Origin of the sequence: Bradyrhizobium sp. SZCCHNRI20481 (assembly GCF_032485055.1) — a bacterium.
Taxonomy (GTDB): domain Bacteria; phylum Pseudomonadota; class Alphaproteobacteria; order Rhizobiales; family Xanthobacteraceae; genus Bradyrhizobium.
Genome location: NZ_JAUEUE010000016.1, coordinates 60,257 through 84,996, shown reverse-complemented (window position 1 = coordinate 84,996; position 24,740 = coordinate 60,257). Strand labels below are relative to the sequence as shown.

22 protein-coding genes are annotated in these 24,740 nt (G+C 66.5%); 11 read left to right on the top strand and 11 right to left on the bottom strand.

Annotation, left to right across the window (positions count from 1 at the left end; genetic code table 11):
* Positions 1-6: 6 nt before the first annotated feature.
* The gene (locus QX132_RS24815) at positions 7-285 is read left to right on the top strand and encodes a hypothetical protein (RefSeq protein WP_315778090.1); all 279 of its coding nucleotides are present in this window, start codon (positions 7-9) and stop codon (positions 283-285) included.
* Positions 286-412: 127 nt separating this feature from the next.
* Here QX132_RS24815 and QX132_RS24810 read toward each other — a convergent pair whose 3' ends face one another.
* On the bottom strand, positions 413-1,750 hold the full coding sequence (locus tag QX132_RS24810) for an MFS transporter (protein ID WP_316163123.1): 1,338 nt from the start codon (positions 1,748-1,750) through the stop codon (positions 413-415).
* Positions 1,751-2,186: 436 nt separating this feature from the next.
* Between QX132_RS24810 and QX132_RS24805 the strand changes: the two genes are divergently transcribed.
* Together QX132_RS24805 and QX132_RS24800 are read left to right on the top strand one after the other, a co-directional pair.
* Positions 2,187-3,212, top strand: a complete 1,026-nt coding sequence (locus QX132_RS24805; protein ID WP_315785474.1) for a histone deacetylase family protein — start codon at positions 2,187-2,189, stop codon at positions 3,210-3,212.
* A gap of 224 nt (positions 3,213-3,436) precedes the next feature.
* Entirely contained in the window at positions 3,437-4,870 is a 1,434-nt protein-coding gene (locus QX132_RS24800) for a lysophospholipase (protein ID WP_316163122.1), read from the top strand.
* 13 nt (positions 4,871-4,883) lie between these two features.
* On the opposite strand, the gene ppsA is transcribed toward QX132_RS24800, so the two are convergent.
* A complete protein-coding gene (gene ppsA, locus QX132_RS24795; RefSeq protein WP_316163121.1) occupies positions 4,884-7,337 on the bottom strand; it encodes a phosphoenolpyruvate synthase in 2,454 nt (817 codons plus the stop codon).
* A 174-nt stretch (positions 7,338-7,511) separates the two neighbouring features.
* Here ppsA and QX132_RS24790 point away from each other — a divergent pair, with 174 nt between their 5' ends.
* Positions 7,512-8,639 (top strand): SbmA/BacA-like family transporter, encoded by a 1,128-nt coding sequence (locus tag QX132_RS24790; protein WP_315778094.1) that lies wholly within the window; start codon positions 7,512-7,514, stop codon positions 8,637-8,639.
* Here QX132_RS24790 and QX132_RS24785 read toward each other — a convergent pair.
* The 3 genes from QX132_RS24785 to QX132_RS24775 are packed head-to-tail and all read right to left on the bottom strand — an operon-like array spanning position 8,599 to position 11,871.
* Positions 8,599-9,537 (bottom strand): 1-phosphofructokinase family hexose kinase, encoded by a 939-nt coding sequence (locus QX132_RS24785; RefSeq protein ID WP_316163120.1) that lies wholly within the window; start codon positions 9,535-9,537, stop codon positions 8,599-8,601. The genes QX132_RS24790 and QX132_RS24785 overlap by 41 nt on opposite strands.
* A gap of 6 nt (positions 9,538-9,543) precedes the next feature.
* On the bottom strand, positions 9,544-10,524 hold the full coding sequence (gene glk / locus QX132_RS24780; RefSeq protein WP_316163119.1) for a glucokinase: 981 nt from the start codon (positions 10,522-10,524) through the stop codon (positions 9,544-9,546).
* A 3-nt stretch (positions 10,525-10,527) separates the two neighbouring features.
* Positions 10,528-11,871, bottom strand: a complete 1,344-nt coding sequence (locus tag QX132_RS24775; RefSeq protein ID WP_315785601.1) for a GH1 family beta-glucosidase — start codon at positions 11,869-11,871, stop codon at positions 10,528-10,530.
* Between the two features lie 213 nt (positions 11,872-12,084).
* Between QX132_RS24775 and QX132_RS24770 the strand changes: the two genes are divergently transcribed.
* From QX132_RS24770 to QX132_RS24750, 5 genes are read left to right on the top strand one after another with little or no spacing between them, the layout of a single operon-like run.
* The gene (locus QX132_RS24770) at positions 12,085-13,035 is read left to right on the top strand and encodes an ABC transporter permease (RefSeq protein WP_315778097.1); all 951 of its coding nucleotides are present in this window, start codon (positions 12,085-12,087) and stop codon (positions 13,033-13,035) included.
* Between the two features lie 8 nt (positions 13,036-13,043).
* The gene (locus QX132_RS24765) at positions 13,044-13,916 is read left to right on the top strand and encodes an ABC transporter permease (RefSeq protein WP_410052043.1); all 873 of its coding nucleotides are present in this window, start codon (positions 13,044-13,046) and stop codon (positions 13,914-13,916) included.
* Complete coding sequence (locus QX132_RS24760) at positions 13,913-14,923, top strand: ABC transporter ATP-binding protein (RefSeq protein ID WP_316163117.1); 1,011 nt, start codon at positions 13,913-13,915, stop codon at positions 14,921-14,923. The genes QX132_RS24765 and QX132_RS24760 overlap by 4 nt, the downstream gene beginning before the upstream one ends.
* A complete protein-coding gene (locus tag QX132_RS24755) occupies positions 14,920-15,972 on the top strand; it encodes an oligopeptide/dipeptide ABC transporter ATP-binding protein (protein WP_316163116.1) in 1,053 nt (350 codons plus the stop codon). Before QX132_RS24760 ends, QX132_RS24755 begins: the two co-directional genes overlap by 4 nt.
* A 34-nt stretch (positions 15,973-16,006) precedes the next feature.
* Positions 16,007-17,497, top strand: a complete 1,491-nt coding sequence (locus QX132_RS24750; protein WP_315798202.1) for an ABC transporter substrate-binding protein — start codon at positions 16,007-16,009, stop codon at positions 17,495-17,497.
* Positions 17,498-17,643: 146 nt separating this feature from the next.
* Here the strand turns inward: QX132_RS24750 and QX132_RS24745 are convergent, their stop codons facing one another.
* The gene (locus tag QX132_RS24745) at positions 17,644-17,838 is read right to left on the bottom strand and encodes a hypothetical protein (protein ID WP_315755179.1); all 195 of its coding nucleotides are present in this window, start codon (positions 17,836-17,838) and stop codon (positions 17,644-17,646) included.
* Positions 17,839-18,142: 304 nt separating this feature from the next.
* Here QX132_RS24745 and QX132_RS24740 point away from each other — a divergent pair, with 304 nt between their 5' ends.
* Both QX132_RS24740 and QX132_RS24735 read left to right on the top strand, forming a co-directional pair.
* Complete coding sequence (locus QX132_RS24740; RefSeq protein ID WP_315798203.1) at positions 18,143-19,030, top strand: NAD(P)/FAD-dependent oxidoreductase; 888 nt, start codon at positions 18,143-18,145, stop codon at positions 19,028-19,030.
* 95 nt (positions 19,031-19,125) lie between these two features.
* Positions 19,126-19,314 (top strand): hypothetical protein, encoded by a 189-nt coding sequence (locus tag QX132_RS24735; RefSeq protein ID WP_315785487.1) that lies wholly within the window; start codon positions 19,126-19,128, stop codon positions 19,312-19,314.
* Positions 19,315-19,320: 6 nt separating this feature from the next.
* Here the strand turns inward: QX132_RS24735 and QX132_RS24730 are convergent, their stop codons facing one another.
* Genes QX132_RS24730 through QX132_RS24710 form a run of 5 tightly spaced genes read right to left on the bottom strand, consistent with a single transcriptional unit; the run spans position 19,321 to position 24,709 of the window.
* A complete protein-coding gene (locus tag QX132_RS24730; protein WP_409998864.1) occupies positions 19,321-20,163 on the bottom strand; it encodes an ABC transporter permease in 843 nt (280 codons plus the stop codon).
* Positions 20,164-20,174: 11 nt separating this feature from the next.
* On the bottom strand, positions 20,175-21,104 hold the full coding sequence (locus QX132_RS24725; RefSeq protein ID WP_315785493.1) for an ABC transporter permease: 930 nt from the start codon (positions 21,102-21,104) through the stop codon (positions 20,175-20,177).
* The gene (locus QX132_RS24720) at positions 21,104-22,096 is read right to left on the bottom strand and encodes an oligopeptide/dipeptide ABC transporter ATP-binding protein (protein ID WP_316163115.1); all 993 of its coding nucleotides are present in this window, start codon (positions 22,094-22,096) and stop codon (positions 21,104-21,106) included. Before QX132_RS24720 ends, QX132_RS24725 begins: the two co-directional genes overlap by 1 nt.
* Positions 22,093-23,067 (bottom strand): ABC transporter ATP-binding protein, encoded by a 975-nt coding sequence (locus QX132_RS24715; protein ID WP_316163114.1) that lies wholly within the window; start codon positions 23,065-23,067, stop codon positions 22,093-22,095. Before QX132_RS24715 ends, QX132_RS24720 begins: the two co-directional genes overlap by 4 nt.
* Positions 23,068-23,071: 4 nt before the next feature.
* Positions 23,072-24,709 (bottom strand): ABC transporter substrate-binding protein, encoded by a 1,638-nt coding sequence (locus QX132_RS24710; RefSeq protein ID WP_316163113.1) that lies wholly within the window; start codon positions 24,707-24,709, stop codon positions 23,072-23,074.
* Between the last annotated feature and the right edge of the window lie 31 nt (positions 24,710-24,740).

Below are 24,740 nucleotides of genomic sequence, written 5' to 3'. Positions count from 1 at the left end.
GAGATCGTGTCCGTTTCCACCACGTCTGGGTTGCTTCTGATGGCTCTGAAAATCATGCTTGCCGGCTTTGCCGTGTTTCCTTTGGTGCTGCTCTGGTTCGGAGGTCCGATCGTCTGGACCGCCCTGCGAACTGGGCGGCTGCTTGGTCGTGGCGCCGTCTACGATCGTGACGTGCAGCCCAAGATGTACTTTTTTGGCTTGGTGTTCTGGCTTTGCATATTTCTCGTTGTGGCAGGGAATAGCGTATTAGTGCTCATGCATGTCGACGATTGGCTGTTCAATTGAACGCCACCTGCGCCATTCCACCGCGCTATCGCGCGTCGCCCTGGAATGGCAGCGAGGCGCCGACAAAGAAAACGGCGGCCGGGGGGCCGCCGTTGGAGTCGAGACCACGCGAAGCGCGGCGTGGTGCTCAGGAGGTTCGGAGCTGGACGCGCTGGATCTTGCCGACGATCAGCAAGTAGGCACACGCCGCGACCAGGGCGTTGAGGCCGACGAACACCAGCGCGCCGTTGAACGAGCCGGTGGCCGACAGGATGTAGCCGATCACGATCGGGGTGGTGATGCTGGAGAGGTTGCCGAAGGTGTTGAACAGGCCGCCGGAGACGCCGCCGGCTTCCTTCGGCGAGGTGTCGGAGACGACCGCCCAGCCGAGCGCGCCGATGCCCTTGCCGAAGAAGGCCAGCGCCATCAGGCCGACCACCAGCGCCTGGCCGTCGACATAGTTGCAGCCGATGATCGCCATCGACAGCAGCATGCCGCCGACGATCGGGATCTTGCGGGCGAGCGTCAGCGATCCCGTCTTGCGCAGGATGGCGTCGGAGATGAAACCGCCGAGCACGCCGCCGATGAAGCCGCACAGCGCCGGCAGGGTGGCGATGAAGCCGGCCTGCAGGATCGACAGGCCGCGCTCCTTGACCAGATAGACCGGGAACCAGGTCAGGAAGAAATAGGTCAGCGTGTTGATGCAGTACTGGCCGATATAGACGCCGAGCATCATGCGGTTCGACAGCAACTGTCCGATGTGCGACCAGGTCGGACCACCGGAGGCGGCCTTGGCGTCTTTCGCGCCCTCCATGTCGACCAGCGCGCCGCCGTCCTTGATGTAGTCGAGCTCGGCCTGGTTGACGCTCGCGTGCTCCTTCGGTCCGTACATGGTCCTGATCCAGATCAGGCCCATGAGGATGCCGAGCGCGCCCATCACGGTGAAGACGTGGCGCCAGCCGAACGCGTGCGCGATCCAGCCCATCAGCGGCGCGAAGATCACGGTCGCGAAATACTGCCCCGAGTTGAAGAAGGCCGACGCCGTGCCGCGTTCGCTGCTCGGAAACCAGGCGGCGACGATGCGGGCATTGGCCGGGAAGCTCGGTGCCTCGGCGAGACCGACCATGAAGCGCAGCGTGAACAGCGCGGTGACGGCGGCGGCGCCGGAGAAGAAGCCGATCCAGCCCTGCATCATGGTGAAGATCGACCAGATCACGATGCTGCAGGCATAGACCCAGCGCGAACCGAAGCGATCGAGCAGCCAGCCGCCCGGCACCTGCGCGAGCACATAGGACCAGCCGAAGGCGGAGAACACATAGCCCATCGCCACGGGATCGAGATGCAGCTCCTTGGACAGCGAAGGTCCTGCGATCGACAAGGTCGCGCGGTCGGCATAGTTCACGGTCGTGACCAGGAACAGCATGGTCACGATAAACAGCCGCACGCGCGATCGGCGCAGTTCGGCCGTGGTTACGATTGCGCTCATGCGCGCCACCTCTCTTGTCACGTTCCTCGAGAACTGTCCTAGAGGAGAGGGAGGGCCGCGGTCCAAACCGAAGCCTGTATCGATCGATCCAAATTTTGGATCAATCTCGGGGTCTCCATGCCGGGCAAAGGCTTCTCTCCTGACCATACGCGCAGGAGCCGATCAGGATTGCCCGTCGAGTTTTTCAGATTTCGTGGCGCATTCCGACGACCGTCGCGGCAACCGCCAGCATGGCGGGCGGATCTCTCCCACCGCGCCTCACGCGCCGGATCGCCTGGATCCCGGCAAATTCGCTGCCGACAAGATGCGAAGCGCAGCGGTCCGTTCCGCCGGTTGGAAGCCGCCCACGGACCAATGGACGTGCGAACCATCTGTGCTTGTATCGGCTGCTACTGCGTGCACAATCGTCGGTGCAAGCGAACAGGAGCCATTGCGCGTGAAGGCCGTCTACACCGAGCTGCATCGCAGCCATGATCCGCAATTCTATCTGGTGCGCGGCGTCGTCAAGCGCACCACCGAGCAGCCCGAGCGGGCGGATCGTCTGCTTGCGGGATTGAAGGCCGGCCATCACGAGTTGGTCGCGCCGATTCATTTCGGCCAGGAAGCTCGCGCGCGCGTGCACAGTCCGGAATACCTCAGTTTCCTGGAAGAAGCATGGGACGCGTGGGCCGCGCTCGGCGATGCCGGTGCGGAGATGATTCCGAACATCCATCCCGTTCGCAATGCCGCCACCTATCCGACGCACATCGTCGGGCGGCTCGGCTGGCACACGACCGACACCTCGGCGCCGATCGGGCCGGGGACGTGGGAAGGCGCCTGCGCCGCGACCGACGTGGCTGCGACCGCGGCGCAACTGCTGCTCGATGGCGAGGATGCGGCGTATGCGCTGTGCCGGCCGCCGGGCCACCATGCCTATCGGGACATGGCCTCGGGCTTCTGCTTCATGAACAACTCCGCCATTGCAGCCGCGCATCTGCGTCAGCGCCACGAGCGGGTCGCCATCCTCGACGTCGACGTCCACCACGGCAACGGCACGCAGGGCATCTTCTACGAGCGGCCCGACGTGCTCACCATCTCGATCCACGCCGACCCCACGCACTACTACCCGTTCGTCTGGGGCTATGCGCATGAGCGCGGCGCAGGCGCGGGCCTTGGCGCCAACCTCAACATTCCGCTGCCGCTGAAGAGCGGCGACGACACCTATCTCAAGGCGTTCGAGACCGCGGCCAAGACGATCCATGCGTTCGCGCCCGGCGCGCTCGTGGTCGCGCTCGGTCTCGATGCCTCCGAGCACGATCCGCTCAAGGGGCTCTCCGTGACGACGCCGGGTTTCCGCCGCATCGGCGGCGCGATCGCGCGGCTCGGCCTGCCCACGGTGTTCGTGCAGGAGGGGGGCTACCTCTCGGACATTCTCGGGCAGAACTTGACCGCAGTGCTCGGAGGTTTCGAAGCGGCGCGGTAAGCCTTCATCTCCTCCTCGTGATCTCTTCCTGGTGTGCGCCGAGAACGCCATCGCAAATCATTCGCATGGCTACGCTTGACGTGCGGAGGCGAGCCGCGACGCGGCCGCTTCAGGCTCGACAGTGCGGGCGACTGTTCGAAACATTCAGGTCCGATTGCTGCACCATTTAACAAGTGCTAGGCTTTGCGAACTACCTTCGGCTGTAGTCGGCTCGGAGGGACGTGATGAAGCGGCGAATGATCGGCCTGGATACCCTGGTCGCGGGATCCGAAGAGGCGTTGGCCCAGCCGATGGCCAAACTGACCGGGCCGGAGTTCGGCTCTGCAGCCTTGGCCGGCCGGCCATCCCGCCGAAGGCTGCTGGCCTCAGCCGGCCTCGGCCTCGGCGCTGCGGCCGTATCGTTCTCAGCCGGCCCGGCGATCGCGCAACCACGTGACGGCGCAAGCCTCGGCCGGCCGGTGCGCGTCAGCAAGGACCGGCTCGATGCGCTCGCAGCGAAGCTCCACGCCGTCTTCAATGAGCACAATATCTTGCCGCCATTCTCGGCCGAGAAGCACGGGGCGCGGGTCGACGTCGAACTGCGCCGGCTGACGACCTACACGCGCGTCCCCGAGACCGGTGAGCGCGTCAAGGTCAGCGGCCTGCTCGTGCTGCCCGCCGATCACAAGGGCGCACTGCCGGTCGTGTCGTGGCAGCACGGCACCATCCTGTCGTTCGATCAGGTCCCGTCCAATCTCGTCAGACTGGCCGATCCGAACTACGAACCGCGCGACAATGTCGATTCGATCGAGACGCTGTTCAACGTCCAGCGCCTGGTCGGCAACGGCTTTGCATTGATCGCGGCCGACTATCTCGGCAAGGGACCGTATCGCCAGGGGCGAGGCGAGGCCTATGCGGTGAAGGACGCGACCGTGCAGTGCTGCCTGGACGTGCTGAACGCGGGCCTGCTCGCGCTCGATCATCTCGGCCTGCGAAAGACCGGGCTGTTCCTGAACGGCTGGTCGCAGGGTGCCTTGAACACGCAATGGCTGCGCCAGGAGCTGCAGCGGCGGCGCGTCGCGGTGGCGGCGAGCGCAACGCAAAGTCCGTTCAATAATCTTGCGGATTCGATGCGCTATTGGGTGTCGGCCGAACCGGGCAGCGCGTCGACTGACAGCACCTACCCGAAGCAGCCGATTTGGATCACGCCGTGCGTCATCGTCCTCCTGGGCAGCTATCGCCAGTATTACCGGCTCGGCGACCTGTTCAAGACCGCGATCAAGCCGCAACACCTCGCGCTGGCCGAGAAATACTGGGCCGACTACAGCATGGACGAGACGTTCAGCAAGTCGGTGCCGCAGCCCTCGGACCTGCTGGTCGACGGCTTCTTCGAGCGCTTCACCCACGAGACCAACAGCCGCTTCCTCCGCCGCCTGGCCGGCAACAGCTCGACCTATTGGGATTATGACGCCCCGATGCGGTTCTACTACGGCCTTCTCGACGAGGCGCTGCCGCCGAGCCTGGTCAAGATGCCGCTGGCGGCCGACGGCCGCTTTGCGCAAGGCACAGCGGTCACCGGCGCCAGCCATCGCGGCACGTTCCTGGCAAGCCTCTATGGCGGCGGCGACGTCATGGGCGGCGCTTCGACCGTGCTGGACTTCTTCAAGGCCTGCTCTTGAGCTTCGGCCATGATCAGCTCGCCAGCGCTTGCGGCGTGCGCGAGGCAAGCTCCCGCTCCGCGGTGCGGACGATCTCCACGGTGCGCACGACGCTCGCCGGATTGACGCTGATCGAATCGATGCCGAGTTCGGCCAGATAGCGCGCCACTTCGGGATAGTTGGCCGGCGCCTCGCCGCAGATGCCGACATGGCGACGGTTGCGATGCGCGCCTTCGACCGCCATCCTCAGCATCGCCAGCATGCCGGGATCGCGCTCGTCGAAATCGAACGCGACGATGTCGGAATCGCGGTCGACGCCGAGCGTGAGCTGGGTGAGATCATTGGAGCCGATCGAGAAGCCGTCGAAATGTTTGGCGAACTCGTCGATCAGGATCACGTTGTTCGGGATCTCGCACATCATGTAGATCTCGAGCCCGTTCTCGCCACGCACCAAGCCGTGCCCGGCCATCGCCGCGATCACCTTGCGCGCCTCCTCGACGCGGCGGCAGAACGGGATCATGATCTTCAGATTGGCGAGCCCCATCGTGTCGCGCACGCGCTTCAACGCCGCGCATTCCAGCGCGAAGCCGGCGGCGTAGGCGGGATGCGCATAGCGCGAGGCGCCGCGGAAGCCGAGCATGGGGTTCTCTTCCTTCGGCTCGAAATCGGAGCCACCGATCAGGCTGGCATATTCGTTGGTCTTGAAGTCCGAGAGGCGCACGATCACCGGCCGCGGGTAGAACGCCGCGGCGATGGTGCCGACGCCTTCCGACAGCCGCTCGACGAAGAAGTCGGCGGGCTTCTTGTAGCGCGCAGTCAGGCGCTTGATCGTCGCGCGGTCCTTTGCCGCGGTCACCTTTGCGGGCGTCGCCAGCGCCATCGGGTGGATGCCGATCGCCTGGTTGATGATGAACTCCATGCGGGCGAGGCCGACGCCATCGTTCGGCAGCAGCGCGGTCTTGAAGGCCAGTTCGGGATTGCCGAGATTGACCATGATCTCCGTGCGAGGCTTCTCCAGGCTGTCGATCGCCAGGCGCTCGACACCGAACGGCAGTGCGCCGTCGTAGACATGGCCGGCATCGCCCTCCGCACAGCAGACGGTGACGGTCGTTCCGGTCTTCGCGCGCTTGCTGAAATCCTCCGTGCCGACCACGGCCGGCACGCCGAGCTCGCGGGCGATGATCGCGGCATGGCAGGTGCGGCCGCCATGATCGGTGACGATCGCCGCCGCGGTCTTCATCACCGGCTCCCAGTCCGGACTGGTCGATGCGGCGACCAGCACCTCGCCGGGGCGGAACGCGTTCAGATCCTTGGGAGTGCGGATCCGGCGGATCTTGCCCGTGGCAATCCTTTCGCCCACGGCGCGGCCGGTTGCCAGCGCCTTGCCGGTCTTCTTCAGAACGTAGGTCTCGATCGCTTCGGGCCGCCGCTGCGAGGCCACCGTCTCCGGCCGCGCCTGGATGATGTAGAGCGCGCCGTCGCGGCCGTCCTTGGCCCATTCGACGTCCATCGGTGTCGGCCTGCCGGCCTTCTGCGAGTAGTGCTCCTCGACGACGATGGTGGCCTGCGCGAGCTCCAGCACGTCGGCATCGCTGATGCAGAATTTCGCCCTGTCAGCCGGCGGCGTCGCCTCGGTGCGCGTCGTGGGGCCACGACTGCGCGCGCCGGGCTTTGCGCCGGCTTTGGCATAGACCATCCGTTTGTCCTTGGCGCCGAGCCGGCGCGACAGCACGCTGCGGAAGCCGGCCGCGAAGGTCGGCTTGTGGACGTAGAATTCGTCCGGATCGACCGTGCCCTGCACGATGGTCTCGCCGAGGCCGTAGACCCCGGTGATGAAGGCGACGTCGCGAAAGCCGCTCTCGGTGTCCAACGAGAACATCACGCCGCTCGCGGCGCGGTCCGAGCGCACCATCTTCATCACGGCGACCGACAGCGCGACCTTGTCGTGGTCGAAGCCGTTGTCGATGCGGTAGGAGATCGCGCGGTCCGTATAGAGCGAGGCGAAGCAGCGGCGGCACGCCTCGAACAGATCCTTCGCGCCGCGAATGTTGAGAAAGCTCTCGTGCTGGCCTGCGAAGCTCGCATTCGGCAGGTCCTCGGCGGTGGCCGAGCTGCGCACGGCAACCGCGACGCCGCGGCCATACTCCTGCTCCAACTGCTTGTAGGCCTCTGCGACCTCGTGGCGCAGGTCGTCACGGTCGGTCGCCGCGAACACGATCGCGCGGGCCTTCGCCGCGCGCTTGGCGAGGTCGGCAATGCGGCGCTTGTCGAGGCCGGCGAGCAGCTTCCGCAGCTCGTCGTCGGCTCCGGCCGCGCGCAGCGCATCGCGATAGGCGGCCGCCGTCAGTGCGAAGCCGTTGGGCACGCGCACGCCGTGCGACGCCAGCGCCGAATACAGCTCGCCGAGCGACGCCGTCTTGCCGCCGACGCCCGGCACGTCCTCGATGCGGAGATCCTTGAACCAGCGGATGTAGCTAGGTGCCGTCATCGGTCATCTCCCGCATCGCAACGCAAACGTCAGTTTGTCGCGGCGGGCGGCGGCTGCCTTGCGCAAGATCAAGCAGGGCGCTCCGCGAGCTCCTTAAATCGCGGGATGACAACGGTTCCACCATAGGCGAGGATGTTTGCTAAAACCCATCGATCACCTCCATCCGGATCACCAATGATCTCCGACGACCAGAACGAGGACGGCAATCGCGAATGGTCGCGATTCTGGCTCACGGCGCGGCAATTCTGGCTCGGATCGACGGCGTGGCGGGTCTGGCTGCTTTGCGTCGCCCTGGTCGTCCTCGTGGTGCTCCAGCTCTACGTGCAGTTCCGCTTCAATTACTGGAACAGGGATTTCTTCGACGCGCTGGAGGGCCGCGATCCGACGCGGCTGCGGCAGCAGGCCGCTCTGCTCATTCCGCTTTGTCTGGCGAGCGTCGTGCTGGCGATCGTCTCGGTGTGGGGCCGCATGGTGATGCAACGCAGCTGGCGGCAATGGTTGAGCGCCAAGGTGATCAATTACTGGGTCGAGAACGACCGCTATGCGCGGCTCGCGACGGTGCAGGGCGATCTGAAGATTCCGGAGTATCGCATTGCCGAGGACGTCCGCATCGCCACCGATGCGCCGATCGACTTCGTGGTCAGTGTGATCTCCTCGCTGCTGACGGCGGTCGTGTTCGTCCAGGTGCTGTGGCAGGTCGGCGGATCCATCGGCTTCGTCGTGGGCGGGCAGCAGTTGTGGATTCCAGGCTACCTGGTGGTCAGCGTCGTCATCTATTCCGGGCTGGTGACCGGGGCCATGCTGTGGGTCGGTTCGCCGCTCACGCGCGTCATCCAGACCAAGAACCAGGCCGAGTCGGAGCTGATCACCGCGGCCCATCACTTGCGCGACATCGGCGAAGGCATCGCGCCCAAGCAGGAGGAACGCGGCGTCATTGCCGGGCTGTGGATGGCGCTCGACCGCACGATCCAGCAATGGAAGCGGCTGTGCTGGCAGCTGATGCGCAACACCCTGGTGTCTCATCTGAATACGCTGCTCGCGCCGATCATCGGCCTCGTGCTGTGCGCGCCGAAATTCCTCGGCGATCAGATGACCCTGGGCGAACTCACCCAGGCTGCCGCTGCGTTCACGCTGGTGCAGGGGTCGTTCAATTGGATGGTGGACAATTTCAACCGCCTCGCCGAGTGGATGTCGTCGCTGGAGCGCGTCGGCGGGTTGCTGCTCTCGCTCGATCGGCTCAACGGTGATGCGGCGAGCGATGTCACGCCGTCTCGAGCCGCACGTCAGCCTGCAGACGGCTGACGTCGGCGGGATCGCACAGCGCGGTGCCGGTGCGCAGCAGCGCCGCAGCACCTGCGGCGACCGCAAAGCGAAACGCGTCGTCCAGCAACTCGCCTGCGGCGAGCTTCGCGACCAGCGCGCCGAGAAAACTGTCGCCGGCGCCGACCGCATTGACCGGCACCATCGTCAGCGGCTGAGCGCGCAGCACGCGGTCGCGGGTCACCAGCAGGGCGCCGAGATGACCCATGGTGAGCGCGACGGTGCCAGCCTTGCCGCTCGCGACCAGCGCGTGGGCGGCTTTCTCCCACGCCGTTGCATCGGGCAGGGCGCCGCCGACCAGCTCTTGCATCTCGTGCAGCGACGGCTTCATCAGGTCGATGCCGCCGGCAACCGCCGCGGCCAGAGCTGGACCCGAGGTGTCGAGCACGAATTGCGCGCCGCGTGATCGTGCAAGCGTCGCAGCGCGCGCGTAGAAGTCGGTCGGCACGCCGCGCGGCAGGCTGCCGCTGCCGATGACGAAGCGGGGGAACGGATCCTGGGCTGCGAGCAAGGCAAGGCCGGCCTGCCATTCGGCCTCGGTCAGCGTCGGACCCGGCAGGATGAAGCGATAGGGCTGGCCGCTGACGCGCTCCTGGACGAAGAAGTCCTCACGCGTGTCCTCGGCCGTCGCCCAGGTGCGGCTGGCGACGCCTTCCTTCTCGACGAGCTGTTTCAGCAGCAGGCCGGTCGGACCGCCGACCGGATAGAGCGCGGTGACGTCGCCGCTGAGGCGGGCGATGACACGGGCGACGTTGATACCGCCACCACCGGGATCTCGCTGTTGCGTCGTGCCGCGCAGCTTGGCCACCGGCACGATTTTCTCGACGGTCGTCGAGACGTCGACGGCCGGGTTCGGCGTGATCGTGACGATGTCGCTCATTCGATCTCAGTGCGTCGGGGAGCCGCCGCTCGCGGTAATGCTGGCCTCGAAGAACGATTTGAGGCCGAGGAAGCTGATGTCGGGCTTGGTGACGATGTGCACCGGGATCGGCCGCAGATAGCTGTCATAGCGTCCCTTGCTCTCGAACTGCCGGCGGAAATCGGATTTGGCAAAGTAGTCCGGAAACCTCGGCGGGATGCCGCCGGCGATGTAGACGCCGCCGCGGGCACAGAAGGTGAGCGTCAGGTTGCCGGCGACGGCGCCGAGCCAGGCGCAGAACATGTCGAGCGTCGCGCGGCTGGTGGCGCAGCCGCCGTCGAGCGCGGCGCTGGTGATGGCGGCGGCGTCGCGCTTCGGCACCGAGGCTCCGTCGACGGCCGCGATGGCATGATAGACGTTTTCGAGACCCCTGCCGGACAGCGCGCGCTCGATCGAGACATGGCCGAAGTGCTCGCGCATCTTGGCCAGCACCGCGGCCTCGCGCGCGGTGGTGGCCGGCAAGGTGGCGTGACCCGCCTCGGTGACGGCAACCGTGGGACGGCCGCCGCCCGGCAGATAGCAGGCCGCGCCGAACCCGGTGCCCGGGCCGATCACCAGCATCGGCGCGCCGGCGACGGCCGCGCTGCCGCCGAGCGGATACAGATCATCCGGCCGGAGCGCCGGCAGCGACCAGCCGACGGCCTCGAAATCGTTCAGCAGCTTCGCCGAGCGGAGATTGAATTGCGCGGCCAGCTCGGCGCCGTCGATGGCCCAGGTGCTGTTGGTCAGCATGCCGCGATTGCGCTCGATCGGCCCGGCGATATCGAGCACGGCCGCGGAGGGCGCTCCGCCTTCTGCGTGCCGCGACAGGAACGCGGTGATCGCATCGGCAATGGTGGCGAAGTCCGCGACCTTCAGGTGTTCGACCTCTCCGACCACGCCATCGTCGAGCAGCGCGAAGCGCGCATTTGTGCCGCCGATATCGCCCAGAAGAACGCGATCGCTCATGCCTCAGTCTTCCGCCCGGTTGTACGGCCCGTCGGAGGTCCGGTGGGCCGCGATCATGTCCGCATACCATCGCGCAGACGCCTTGGGAATGCGACGCTGCGTGGTGTGGTCGACATAGACAATGCCGAAACGCTGCGAATAGCCCGCCCCCCATTCAAAATTATCCAGCAGCGACCACACGAAATAGCCGCGGACGTCGGCGCCTTCTTTCATCGCCTGTTCCATGGCGGCAGTGTAGGCCTTGAGATAGGCGATCCGGTCCACGTCATGAACCTGGCCATCATTGCCGAGGACGTCGGCAGCTGCGGTGCCGTTTTCAAGCACGTAGATCGGAAGCTGGAACCGCTGGTGGATATCCAGGAGCGTGTCGTGGAACGCACCGGGCACGACCGGCCAGCCGATCGCGCTGCGCGGCACGGTGTCGGGCGCCGGCCCGAAGCTCGCCCCGATCAGGTTGGTGTCAGCCCTCACGTAATGCGGCGAGTAGTGGTTGAGCCCGAACCAGTCGACGGGCCGTGCGATCTGCGCCATGTCGCCGGGCGCGACATATGGCGCGACGGCCTCCGCCAGCTCCGGCGGGTAGCTGGCAAACGCTTGCGGGAACGGGAAAGCGTCGTTCCAATAGGCCGCGAGCCGCAGCGCCGCTGCAGCGTCCGCCGGCTTGCTGGTGCAGGGATAGCAGGGCTGGCGGTTGTGGATCGCGCCGATCGAGGCGCCGGCAACGTCTTTGCGCAGCACGTCGACGGCGCGGCCATGGCTGAGATTGACGTGATGGATCGCCTTGTGAAGCGCCGTCTTGTCGGCCAAGCCAGGGGCATGCCAGCCGAGGCCGTAGCCGAACAGCGTGAACACGCAGGGCTCGTTGAAGGTGGCGAAGCGCTTGACCCGGTCGCCATAGCGCCGCGCGACCAGCGCGGTATAGTCGGCGAACCAGCCGGCGATGTCGCGGTTTTGCCAGCCGCCGAGCGCCTCCAGCGCCTGCGGCAGGTCCCAGTGGTAGAGACAGAGCCACGGCTCTATCTCAGCGGCAAGCAGGGCGTCGATCAGGCGGTCGTAGAAGGCGAGGCCGGCTTCGTTGGCCGCGCCGCGGCCTTGCGGCAGCACCCGCGGCCAGGAGATCGAGAAGCGATAGGCGTTGAGGCCGAGCTCTTGCATCAACGCCACGTCGCCGGCGTAGCGATGATAATGGTCGCATGCGGTCTCGGCCGTGTCGTTGGTCTTGGTGCGGCCCGGCGCGCGCAGAAAGACATCCCAGATGCTGTCGGCGCGGCCGTCGAGATGGGCTGCGCCCTCGATCTGGAAGGCCGAGGTCGAGGCACCCCAGAGAAAGCTCGGACGGATGGTCATGATCGAGAGGGGCCCTTGCGTTGTTGCGATCAGCCGCATGATGGCGGTCGCCGGCGCTCCGCCGTTGACCGGGATCAAGCCGACGATACCGTGGCCGGTGTGGCCTGCGAAGATGTCCTGCGCCGGGCAATGGCAATCATGCAGGCAACAGGCTTGCATCGGAGCCGAAAGCTGTGGAACGTGCGGCCGCCGAAAACTGGAGTCCCGGCGCGAATGAGCGTTTTTCTGCTGCGGCGCTGCCTGACCTTGCTGGCGACCCTCGTCGGCGCGTCGCTGATCATATTCCTGGTGCTCGACGCGCTCCCGGGCAACGCCGCCCAGATGCTGATGGGCGCGGATGCCTCGCCCGATGCGGTCAGGGCGCTGACGGTCAAGCTCGGGCTGGATCAGCCGCTGGCCTGGCGCTACCTGCACTGGATCGGCGGCATGCTGAGCGGCGATCTCGGCAACAGCTATGCCTATGGCACGCCGGTGGCCGAACTGATCCGCGAGCGGCTGGCGATGACGATTCCGCTCGCGATCCTGGCCATGGGACTCACGACCGTGCTGGCGCTCGCGGCCGGCATCTACACGGCCGCCAATCACAACCGCCTCGGCGATGTCGGCGTGATGTCCCTGACCCAGATCGGCATCGCCTTGCCGAACTTCTGGTTCGCGATCCTCCTGATCCTCCTGTTTGCGGTGAAGCTGCAATGGCTGTCGGCCGGCGGCTTCCCCGGCTGGGAGGACGGCATCTGGCCGGGGCTGCGCGCGCTGCTGTTGCCGGCTGTGGCGCTGGCGGTGGTGCAGGCCGCGATCCTGGCGCGGGTGACGCGCTCTGCGGTGCTCGACGTTCTGCGCGAGGATTTCGTCCGGACCGCGCGCGCCAAGGGTCTGACGAAGCGCGAGGTGCTGTGGCAGCACGTCTTGCGCAACGCGATGATCCCGGTGCTCACCGTGATGGGCCTGCAATTCGCAAACCTGCTGGCCGGCACCATCGTGATCGAGAACGTGTTCTATCTGCCGGGCCTGGGGCGTCTCATCTTCCAGTCGATCGCCAATCGCGATCTCATCGTCGTGCGCAATTGCGTCATGCTGCTGGCGGCGATGGTGATCGTCGTCAACTTCGTGGTCGACGTGCTGTATGCGGTGATCGATCCGCGCATCAAGGTGCACGAGCTGTGAGTTCGTCCGTGATCGTTCAAGCCGCAGCCGGCACGGCCCCCGCGCCGAGCGCGTTCTGGCGCCGCGCGCTGCGCCATCGCAGCTTCATCGTCGGCGCGCTGCTGTGTCTGCTGGTGCTCGGCGCTGCGCTGCTGTCGCTGGTGTGGACGCCGTGGTCGGCCTATGAGATCGACGTCGCCTCGAAGCTGCGGCCGCCGTCATCAGCGCATTGGCTCGGCACCGACGTGCTCGGCCGCGATATCGTCTCGCTGCTCTTGGTCGGCGCGCGAGCGACCATTCTGGTCGGCATCATCGCCGTCGGCATCGGTCTCACCTGCGGCGTCTGCCTCGGCCTAATCGCAGCCGCGCAGCGCGGCTGGACCGAGGAGCTGATCATGCGCTTCAGCGATTTCACCTTCGCCTTTCCGGCGGTGTTGTCGGCGATCATGCTGGCGGCTGTGATCGGCCCGGGCATGGTGACCTCGATCACCGCGATCGGCATCTTCCAGATCCCGGTGTTCGTGCGCGTCACTCGCGGCCAGGCCGGTGCTGTCTGGGCGCGCGAGTTCATCCTGGCGGCACGCGCTGCCGGCAAGGGCCGCTTCCGCATCACCATCGAGCACGTGCTGCCGAACATCCTGTCGGTCCTGATCGTGCAGGCGACGATCCAGTTTGCGCTGGCGATCCTGGCGGAGGCGGCGCTGTCTTATCTCGGCTTGGGCACCCAGCCGCCGCAGCCGTCCTGGGGGCGCATGCTGAACGATGCGCAGACCCTGCTGTTCCAGTCGCCGAGCCTCGCCGTGTATCCCGGCGCCGCCATCGCGCTCGCGGTGCTCGGCCTCAACCTGCTCGGCGACGGCCTGCGTGATCTGCTCGACCCACGGCTGGCGAGGCAGCGATGATGGCGAGCGATCAGCCTCTGCTCGATGTCAGCGGTCTCGGCATCCGGCTCAGCACCAGCCGCGGCCCGGCGCAAGCGGTGCGCGAGGTGTCGTTCGCGCTCCGGCGCGGCGAGACCTTGGGCATCGTCGGCGAGTCCGGCTGCGGCAAGTCGATCACGGCGCTCGCTCTGCTCGGGCTTCTGCCCGACAGCGCTGTCGTCAGCGGCAGCATCAAGCTCGATGGCCGCGAGCTGGTCGGATTGCCCGATGCCGATTACTGCAAGCTGCGCGGCAACCGCATCAGCATGATCTTTCAGGAGCCGATGACCGCGCTCAACCCGATGCATACGATCGGCCACCAAGTGGCCGAGCCGCTGCTGCGACATACCGGCTGCTCGGCGACTGAAGCGAAACGCCAGGCGATCGCGCTGCTCGACCGCGTCGGTCTGCCGGACCCCACCCGACGCTACGACGCCTATCCGCACCAGTTTTCCGGCGGCCAGCGCCAGCGCGTCACCATCGCGATGGCGCTCGCCTGCAAGCCCGACGTGCTGATTGCCGACGAGCCGACCACCGCGCTCGACGTCACCATCCAGCGCCAGATCCTCGACCTCATCGCCGATCTCGTGGCGGAGCAGGGCATGGCGATGATCCTGATCTCGCATGATCTCGGCGTCATCGCCGAGAATGTGCAGCGCATGATCGTGATGTATGGCGGCACGGTGGTCGAGAGCGGCAGCACCGATGCCGTGTTCTCGCGCATGGGCCATCCCTACACGCAGGGCCTGTTCCGGGCGCGGCCGCGGCTCGGGGCCCGCAAGGGCACGCGGCTCGCGACCATCGCCGGCACCGTGCCGGAGCTCGCCGATCTGCCGGCCGGCTGTCCGTTCGCAGATCGCTGCGGGCTGGTGATCGACGCCTGTCGCACGGCGCTGCCGCCGTCGATCGAGATCGGCGCCGGGCACGGCGTCCGGTGCATCCGGACCGGCGTCGCGCTCGCATGTGATCCGGCGGGAGTGGTCGCTTGAGCACCGCCGCGCAAGGAATTGCAGAGACGTCGCTGCTCGAGGTCAGGGAGCTCGTGCAGCGCTACGCGCTGCCGCGCGAGAGCCTGCTGCGGCCGCCGGGCCAGGTGCTCGCGCTCAACGGCGTGTCGCTGACGTTGATGCCGGGTAAGAGCCTCGGCATCGTCGGCGAGTCCGGCTCCGGCAAGTCGACCTTGGCGCGGCTGATCATGGCATTGGAGCGGCCGTCATCGGGATCGGTGCTGATGTCCGGGCGCGATCTCAACCGCCTCTCGGTGGATGAGCTGCGGCGGGCCCGTCGCGATTTCCAGATGGTGTTTCAGGACCCATATGGATCGCTCGATCCGCGCCAGATCATCGCGCGCATCGTCGCCGAGCCGCTGACCGCCTTGGAAAGCCCGGATCGCAACAGCCTGCGCACGCGCGTGGCAACGGTGCTGCGGCAGGTCGGATTGCGCGACGCCGACATGGACAAGTATCCGCACGAGTTCTCCGGCGGCCAGCGTCAGCGCATCGCGATCGCGCGGGCGCTGATCACGCAGCCGAAGCTGATCGTCGCCGACGAGCCCGTCAGCGCGCTCGACGTCTCGGTGCAGGCGCAGGTGCTCAATTTGATGCAGGACCTGCAGGAGCAATTCGGCCTCAGCTATGTGCTGATCAGTCATGATCTGGCAGTCGTCGACTATCTCTGCGACGAGGTCGCGGTGATGTATCTCGGGCGCATCGTCGAGCGCGGACGGCCCGAGGATCTGTTCGGCCAGTGCGCGCACCCGTACACCCGGGCGCTGCTCGACGCCGTGCCGCGGGCGCAGGCCGGCGCGATCCGGCGCCGGCGCGAGAACGTCGCGATCGCGTCGCAATCCCTCGGCGCGGCCGGATGCGCCTACGCGCCGCGCTGTCCACTCGCTGATGCCCAGTGCCGGGCGACGGCACCCTCCCTGCGGGCGCTCACGGGGCTGCATTCCGCTGCCTGCCACAAGGCGGAAAGCGTGATGGCGCTGCCGGTGCTCGTCGCCGCAGAACACCAGCCTCTTGTCTCGAAGCCGCTTTGACGCGTAACTTGGTTCCGTCCGGGAGAAACGAACAATGTTGAAAAGACTATCCATCGTCGCATTGGCCGCGCTCGTCGCGGCCACCGCTGTGCCGGCCTCGGCACAAAGCAAGAAGGACAGCGTCGTCGTCGGCATGACCTTGGAGCCGCCGGGGCTCGATCCGACCAGCGCGGCCGCCGCGGCCATCGCCGAGGTCACGCTCTACAACGTCTATGAGACGCTGACCAAGATCAACGAGGACGGCTCGGTGTCGCCGCTGCTGGCCTCGAGCTGGCAGGCCTCGTCGGATCTGAAGAGCTACACTTTCAAGCTCGTCAAGGGCGTGAAATTCCAGAACGGCGAGGCGTTCGATTCCGCCGCCGTGAAGTTCTCGTTCGAGCGCGCCGGCGCCGCGAACAGCACCAACAAGGACAAGGCGCTGTTCCAGGCGATGGAGGCGGTCAACGCGCCCGATGCCGAGACGATCGAGGTCAAGCTCAAATATTCCGAGCCCAACCTGCCGTTCCTGCTCGGACAGGCCACAGCCGCGATCGTCGAGCCGAAGAGCGCGCCGACCAACGCGACGCAGCCGGTCGGTACTGGGCCGTACACGCTGGGTAGCTGGGCCAAGGGCTCGTCCCTGAGCTTGAACAAATGGCCGGACTATCGCAACGCCGCAGCCGTGAAGCTGTCCAAGGTGACGATCCGCTTCATCTCCGATCCGGCGGCGCAGGTCGCGGCGTTGTTGTCGGGTGACGTCGATGCCTTCCCGCGCGGCACCACGGCGCGCACCATCGCGCAGTTCAAGTCCGACCCGCGCTTCACCGTGCTGATCGGCGGCTCAAAGGCGAAGACCATCGTCACCATCAACAACAAGAAGAAGCCGCTCGACGACGTCCGCGTCCGCCGCGCGATCCTTGCCGCGATCGATCGCAAGGCGATGATCGAAGGCGCCGTCGACGGCCTGGGTACGCCGATCGGAAGCTTCTACGTGCCGGGCTCGCTCGGCTATGTCGACACCACCGACATCAATCCCTACGACCCGGAGAAGGCCAAGAAGCTGCTGGCGGAAGCCGGCATCGCCACGCCGCTGCAACTGTCGCTGCGGCTGCCGCCGCCGGCCTATGCGCGCCAGGGCGGCGAGGTGCTCGCGGCTCAATTGGCCAAGGTCGGCATCGTCGCCAAGATCGAGAATCTCGAATGGGCGGCGTGGCTGTCACAGGTGTTCAACGGACCGCATGATTTCGACCTGACCATCGTCTCGCATGTCGAGCCGTTCGATCTCGTGAAGTTCACCGATAAGAACTACTACTTCGGCTATCAGTCCGAGGCCTTCGACAAGCTGTATCAGAAGATCGTCGACACGCCGAACGAGGCGGAGCGCACCAAGCTGCTCGGCGACGCCCAGCGCATGCTGGCAACGGATGCGGCCGCCGGCTTCCTGTTCCAGCCGCAGTGGATCACGGTGATCAACAAGAAGCTGAAGGGCGTCTGGAAGGACGTGCCTCAGTTCGAGAACGATTTCGCGAGCTGGTCGTGGGAATGATCGTGAGCCCGTTTTGCTTGGCTGCGAAATAATTCCTGCGCAATGCGGTGCCCTCTCCCCTTGTGGAAGAGGGCATCGCCGGTCCATCCATATGTGCGGTCGCGTGATGGGTATCTCTCCACGAACGACACCATTAATTCTACAGATCAGTTCGGCCATTCGATGGGCGTAAAGCGCATCTGCCGTCGTCGCATTTCAGCCTGAAGCTCCTGGGCGTATTGCTTGGCCCGGTCTCCGATGAGCCGATAGGGTCCCCCGATCCGACTATCAGCGGCAACTTGCTTTCGGACACTCTCATAATAGGCCAACAGACTTTCGTCGGTTGAATTCTCAAATCGCATCGATGCTCCCCGAAACGCAACCTTAGGTATCAAATTTTGCCACTATCGCCGCGGCATGGCAGTGACATAGGTTAAGTTCCGTTGCCCAAAAAAGTTCCTTGTGTGTTCCGGATTATGGCCGTGCGAATTTCGCTCCGGAGCCCGGGGGGGGGGGGAACTTGGGACCGCTGGCTGCGTAGAATTTGGGGTGTCGGCGTCGACCGAGCGCTCAGGAACCTGCGGTTCGGCAGCGGTCGCGCGCATGGGACGAACAACGGTTTCGCGGCAGACGCGGCCGAGCTGTCAAGAAGGGCGAGGGGCTGCGATGCGCACCGAAGTTCTCGTCGTCGGCGGCGGGCCGGCCGGCCTGATGGCCGCGATCTATCTGGCGCGGTTCCGACGGGACGTCGTGATCATCGACAGCGGCGCATCTCGGGCAGCCCTGATTCCCCGCAGTCATAATCTACCTGGCTTTCCTGACGGCATTTCGGGACATGAGCTGCTCGCGCGGATGGAGCATCAGGTGGAGGACCTCCGCGTTCCGATCATCCGCGGCACGGTGACATCGCTCGACAGGACCGGCGCCGACGTCGTCGCGACATATGCTGACGGCGCAATCGCCGCGCAGCGGGTGATTCTGGCGACGGGGATAGTCGACAGGCAGTTTCCTCTTCCCGACTGGATCGAGGCGGTTCGCCAGGGTGAGCTGCGCTACTGCCCTGTCTGCGATGGCTACGAGGCAGCCGACCGCAAGATCGCGATCGTCGGTGCACTCGGTCATGCTGCAGGCAAGGCGCTGTTCATGCGTGTCTACAGCGCCGACATCACGTTGATCCCGAGCGATGACGCGCAGAACGACGCAGCGCGGGAGGAGCTGGCCGCGGCCGGGGTTCGCGTGATGCCGCCTCTCCAGTCGCTTCAGCGCCGGAGCGGTGCCATCGAGGCGGCGTTCGCAGATGGCGCCAGCGAACGCTTCGAGGTCATCTATCCCGCGCTGGGGGCTGAGGTCCGCTCGGAGCTCGCCATCCGGATGGGCGCGCGACACACGGCCGAGGATTTTCTGGAGGTGGACGCCAAGCAGCGCTGCGGCGTCGACGGGCTTTATGGTATCGGCGACGTCGTCACCGACCTACACCAGATCTCGGTCGCGTTCGGCCATGCCGCGGTGGCCGCCTGCCACGCACATCATTCGCTGCCGATGCGCTATGTGTAACCTGCCGGCAGGACAATCATGCGAAGTCGATCACAACCTCAGATCGTGCTATCCTGTGTTAACGCGTTTGGTGTTGATCTGTCGGACCTTGGCGCATGGACAGGAAATCGGCATGTTTGGCGGCGGCGTCGAGCTGCCATGAGGAAGCCGCACGCGATCCGGCACGCCGCGACCTTTGGCTGCAGGAAGCATCGAAATGGACGGCGCTGGCGGGCGAGCCGGCTGGCAACGCGGTGATCGTCTGCGAACAGGGCGCCTCTGCGACCAAGGAAGCCCGCGGCTGAGTGCAGCTATTGCAGCGTCGGGTCGAGCCGGTCGCGCAGCCAGTCGCCGATCACGGACACCGCAAGCGTGGTCACGACGATGATGATCGCCGGCGCCAGCATGATCCACGGCGCGCGCGTGAGATATTCGCGGCCATAGCCGACCATGTTGCCGAGGCTCGTCATCGGCGGCTGCACGCCGAGCCCGAGGAACGAGAGGCCGGACTCCAGCAGGATGACTTCCGGAAACACCAGCGTCATCGACACGATCAGGGTCGAGGCGATGTTCGGCAGGATGTGCTTGAGATACACGCGCTGCGGCGTCGCGCCGAGCTGGCGCACGGCGGCGGCATAGCCTTGCGCATTGGCCGAGATGGCGAGCCCGCGCGCGATGCGCGCATAGCGCTCCCAGCCGAACAGGCCCATCAGCCCGATCAGGAGCGGCAGCGAGTTGCCGAAGAAGGCGAGCACGGCAAGCGCGAGGATGAGGAACGGCATGCTGGCCTGGAAGTCCGCCAGCATCAGCACGAACTGCTCGACCAGTCCGCGAAAATGCGCGGCGAGAAAGCCGAGCGTGGTGCCGGCGATGGCGGAGATCGCGGTTGCGCCGAACGCGATCAGGAGCGAGATCCGGATCGAGACGATCAGGCGCGACAGCACGTCACGGCCGAGTTCGTCGGTGCCGAGCCAATGCGCGGCGTTGCCGGGCAGCGCCAGGCGATTGCGCAGGTCGAACTTGGTGAAGCCATAAGGTGCGAACTGGTCGGCGAAGACGGCCAGCAGCAGCATTGCCGCGATCCAGCACGCGGCGATCGTGACGGAGACGGGAACGTCGGGCCAGCTCAGCCGCCGCGCGGCAGGTGCCTTCATCGCAACGTCGGTCATGCCTCCGCTCCCTTGCTGCGCAGCCGCGGATCGAGCAGGCCGTAGAGGAAATCGACGATCAGGTTCGACGTGACCATCGTCATCGCCACCAGCAGCAGGATGCATTGCACGACCGCGAGGTCGCGGTTGGCGACGGCGACGACGAGCAGCCGGCCGACGCCCGGCCACGAGAACACGCTTTCCACCACGACCGCGCCGGCGATCAGGCTGCCGACCATGAAGCCGAGGATGGTGACGGTCGGGATCGCGGCGTTCGGCAGCGCATGGTCGGTGATGACCCGGCGCCAGGGCACGCCCTTGGCTGATGCGGTCCGTATATAGGGCTGGCCGAGGATCTCGAGCATCGCGCTACGCGTGAACCGCGCCAGCACCGCAGCGCCGCCGAAGCCGAGCGTCACGATCGGCAGGATGGCATGACGCCAGGAGTCCTGCCCGCCCGACGGCAGCCAGCCGAGCTGGACGGCGAAGATCAGCACCAGAATCAGCGCCAGCACGAAGCTCGGCACCGTGAAGCCGGCCACCGCCGTGATCATCACGGCGCGGTCGATGGCTGAGCCGCGGTGAAGCGCTGCATAGATGCCGGCGGGAATGCCGAGCAACACTTTCACCAGGAACGCCGGGATGGTCAGCGCCAGGGTCGCCGGGATGCGCTCGATGACGAGCTGGATCGCCGGCCGGCCGTCGCGCATCGAGCGTCCGAGCTCGCCCTGGCCGATTGCCTTGAAGTAATCGAGATATTGCATCCAGATCGGATGATCGAGGCCCCACGCCTTGCGGAATGCGGCGATCACCTCGGGCGGCGCCTCGGGCCCCATGATCATCAGCGCGGGATCGCCCGACAGCCTGAGCACGATGAAGGCGAAGGTGACGACGAGTGCGATCGTCAGCAGCGCGCGCGACAGGCGGATCGCGAAATAGCGCAGCATTACGCGGCATCCTGGGTCTGTGACTGCGGCCCCGTCACGAGATGGCAGGCCACCTGGCGCTGCTGATCCAGCGCGGTGAGCGCGGGCACCTCATTGGCGCAGCGGGCGGTCGCGCGGCTGCAGCGCGGATGGAAGGCGCAACCGGAAGGACGCGCCGCCGGATTCGGCGGATCGCCCGTCAGGACGATGCGGTTGGTGCTGCGGCGTCCCGGAGCAGGGGAGGCCGAGACCAGCGCCTGCGTATAGGGATGCTGGGGCCGCGCGAACAGATCGTCGGCGTTGCCATGCTCGACGATGCGGCCGAGATACATCACCGCGACCTTGGTGCTGATCTGCCTGACGACGCGCAGGTCGTGGCTGATGAACAGCATGGTCAGCCCGAGCCGCGCCTGCAGATCGACGAGCAGGTTGACCACCTGCGCCTGGATCGAGACGTCGAGCGCGCTGACCGGCTCGTCGCAGACGAGAAAGTCCGGCCTGGTCGCCAGTGCGCGAGCGAGCACGATGCGCTGGCGCTGGCCGCCCGACAGCGCGCCGGGATAGCGCCGGCCATGGCTGTCGTTGAGATCGACGGCGTGCAGCAGCTCGCGCACGCGCGCCTCGCGCTCTGGCTGGGTCCCGATGTCGTGGATGTCGAGCGGCTCGCGGATCTGCTCGGCGACGGCAAGCCGGCGGTCGAGTGCGCCGAGCGGATCCTGGAAGATCATCTGCATGCGCGCGCGCTGGGCGCGCCACGCCGCCGAGCCAGGGGCCGCGATCGGCGCGCCGTCGAAGCGCACGCTGCCCTGGTCGGGCGGCTCGAGCCCGAGCACCATGCGCCCCGTGGTGGATTTGCCGGAGCCGGATTCGCCGACGATGCCGAGCGTCTCGCCCTTCGCAATCGCAAAGCTCAAGCCGTCAACGGCGTGGACCGATGCAGGACGCCCGAACAGGCCGGACCTCATCCGGTAGGTGCGCGAGATCCCGTGGACCTCGACCAGCGGCGCGGTCATTCGGCGGCGAGCTCCACCGGCAGACGCTGCGGCCGCAGGCAGGCCACCGCGCGGTCCGGCTCGATCGGCGCCAGTGGCGGCACGCCGGCATGGCAGCCGTCGCCGGCAAAGGTGCAGCGTGGCGCGAAGGCGCAACCGCTCGGCAGGGCGCGGGGATCAGGGACCGTGCCGGGAATGGCCTGCAGCCGCCGCCTGATGCCATCGAGCGGCGGCAGCGCACCGATCAGGCCCTGCGCGTAGGGGTGCCAGGGATCATCGAACAGCCTCGTCGCCGGGGCGCGCTCGACGATGCGGCCCGCATACATCACGCAGACGCGGTCGCAATTCTCGGCGACGACGCCGAGGTCGTGGCTGATCAGGACCATCGCCATGTTGAACTCGCGCCGGATGGCCGACAACAGATCGAGGATCTGCGCCTGGATCGTGGCGTCGAGCGCGGTGGTCGGCTCGTCCGCGATCAGGAGGTCGGGCTGGCCGGCGAGCGCCATCGCGATCATGATGCGCTGGACCTGGCCGCCGGAGAACTCGTGCGGATAAGCCGACAGCCGCCGCGCCGCATCGGGAATGCCGACGAGATTGAGCAGCCTGAGCGCCTCGGCCCGCGCGGCCTCGCCGCGCAGCCCGCGATGCAGCGCGAGGCTTTCGCACAACTGGCGGCGGATCGTGAGCACCGGATTGAGCGCGCTGGCGGGATCCTGGAAGATCATCGCGATGCGGCGGCCGCGCACGTGGTCGAGCACCTTGCCATCAGCACCCAGCAGCTCGCGGCCTTCGAGCTTGGCTGATCCGGACACTTTCGCCTTGACCGGCAACAGGCCGAGCGCAGCGAGCCACGTCACCGACTTGCCGGATCCGGACTCGCCGACGAGGCCGACGGCCTCGCCCTTGCGGATGTCGAGATCGATGCCATGCAGCACGGGCGTGCCGTCGAACGCGACCCTGAGGCCGGAGATGCTGACCAGCGGCGCCACGGCATCACGCTCCGTAGTTGCCGATGCGGAAGTCCATCGCGAAGGCCGGCGAGGCCTTCCACTTGATCGACTTCGGCTTGGCGGTGAAGGTCGCGTTCTGGTGCAGCACCGTGTAGGCCGGGTCCTCGCGCTCGGCGATCTCCAGCATCCGCCGGAACGCCTTCTTGCGCGCCTCGCGATCGGTCGAGGTCTCCAGGAACTCCGACAGCCGGTTGAGCTCGTCGTTGCTCCATTCGCCGACCTGCTGCTGCTGGCCGTTCGGACCGTGCTGGGCGACCAGCGACGACACCGGATCGTTGAACGCGGCCGAGTTCGACCAGTCGCGCACGGCGCGGGTGGGCGCGCGCTCCAGGATCTGCGACCAGTTCTCCTTGGTCTCGATCTGCACATTGAGGCCGACCGCCTGCCACATCTCGACCAGCACCTGCGCGGTCGCGACCTGGTTGGTGTAGTAGTTGTTCATCAGGCGATAGGGGATCGGGTCGCCCTTGTAGCCGGCCTGCTTGAGCAGGTCCTGCGCCAGCTTCGGATCGAACGCCGGCACGCTCCAGTCGGCGACGAACATGTCGCCGTAGAACTCCCACTGCAAACCCTTCGGCACGCGGGTGCGGCCGGCCCACAGGCTGTCGACGATCGCCTGGCGGTCGATCGCATGGGTGAAGGCGCGCCGCACCAGCGGATTGGCGAGCTGCGGATGATTCTTGTCGAACACGGTGAGGCGGTGGTTGAGGATGGTGCCGCCCTGCACCTCGAACGCCGCATTCCTCTCGATGCCCGCGATCTGGTCCGGCGGGATGTCGCAGGCGAACTGATACTCACCCGACAGCAGCCCGTTGATGCGGCTAGCGACCTCCGGCACTTCCAGGAAGCGGATGCGCTTCAAGGGCGGACGGCCGCCCCAATATTCATCATGTGCCTCGAGTGTCAGCGACACGTCGGGCTTGAACTCGACGATCTTGTAGGGGCCGGTGGTGATAGGCTTACGCGCCCAGTCGAGATAGCTCGCAGCTTCCTCCCAGCCGCGGCGGCTCATGATGTCGGAGCCGTAGCGCATCAGCCGGCCTTCGATGGTCACGTCGGGCGTCGCGTTGACGAAGCGCACGGTGTATTTGTCGATCGCATCGACGCGGACGAGATCCGGCCAGATGCGGCGGGCCACGCCGATGACGTCCGGCGGCAGCTCCTTGCCGGGGCGCGGCGCCGGGATCTTCTCGAATGCCTTGATGGTGCTGCGGCTCTTGGCCTCGCTGTCGCCGAACATGCGCTCGCGGCTGAACGAGAACACGACGTCCTCGGCCGTCATCTCGTCGCCATTGTGGAACTTGACGCCCTGGCGCAGCTTCAATTCGACGGTCTGGTCGTCGATGCGCTTCCACTCGGTGGCGAGGCCGGGAACGGCTTCGAGATTGCCGCGGAAGTTCTTGGAGATCAGGCCTTCCCACAGCGACGAGTAGAACACGCGCTCGCCGACATTGGACTGCTCGCGCAGCACGTCGAGCACGTTCGAGTTGGTCACCTTCTGCACGGCGATGGTGACCGAGGGACGGTTGTCGGCTTGCGCGATCGAGACGCGCGGCAGGATGAAGCTGCCGCCGATCGCGGCGCCGGCGCCGAGCAGGCCGCGGCGGGTGAGCTTGGTCATGGCAATATCTCTGTGGTCTGAGGTTGTCCGA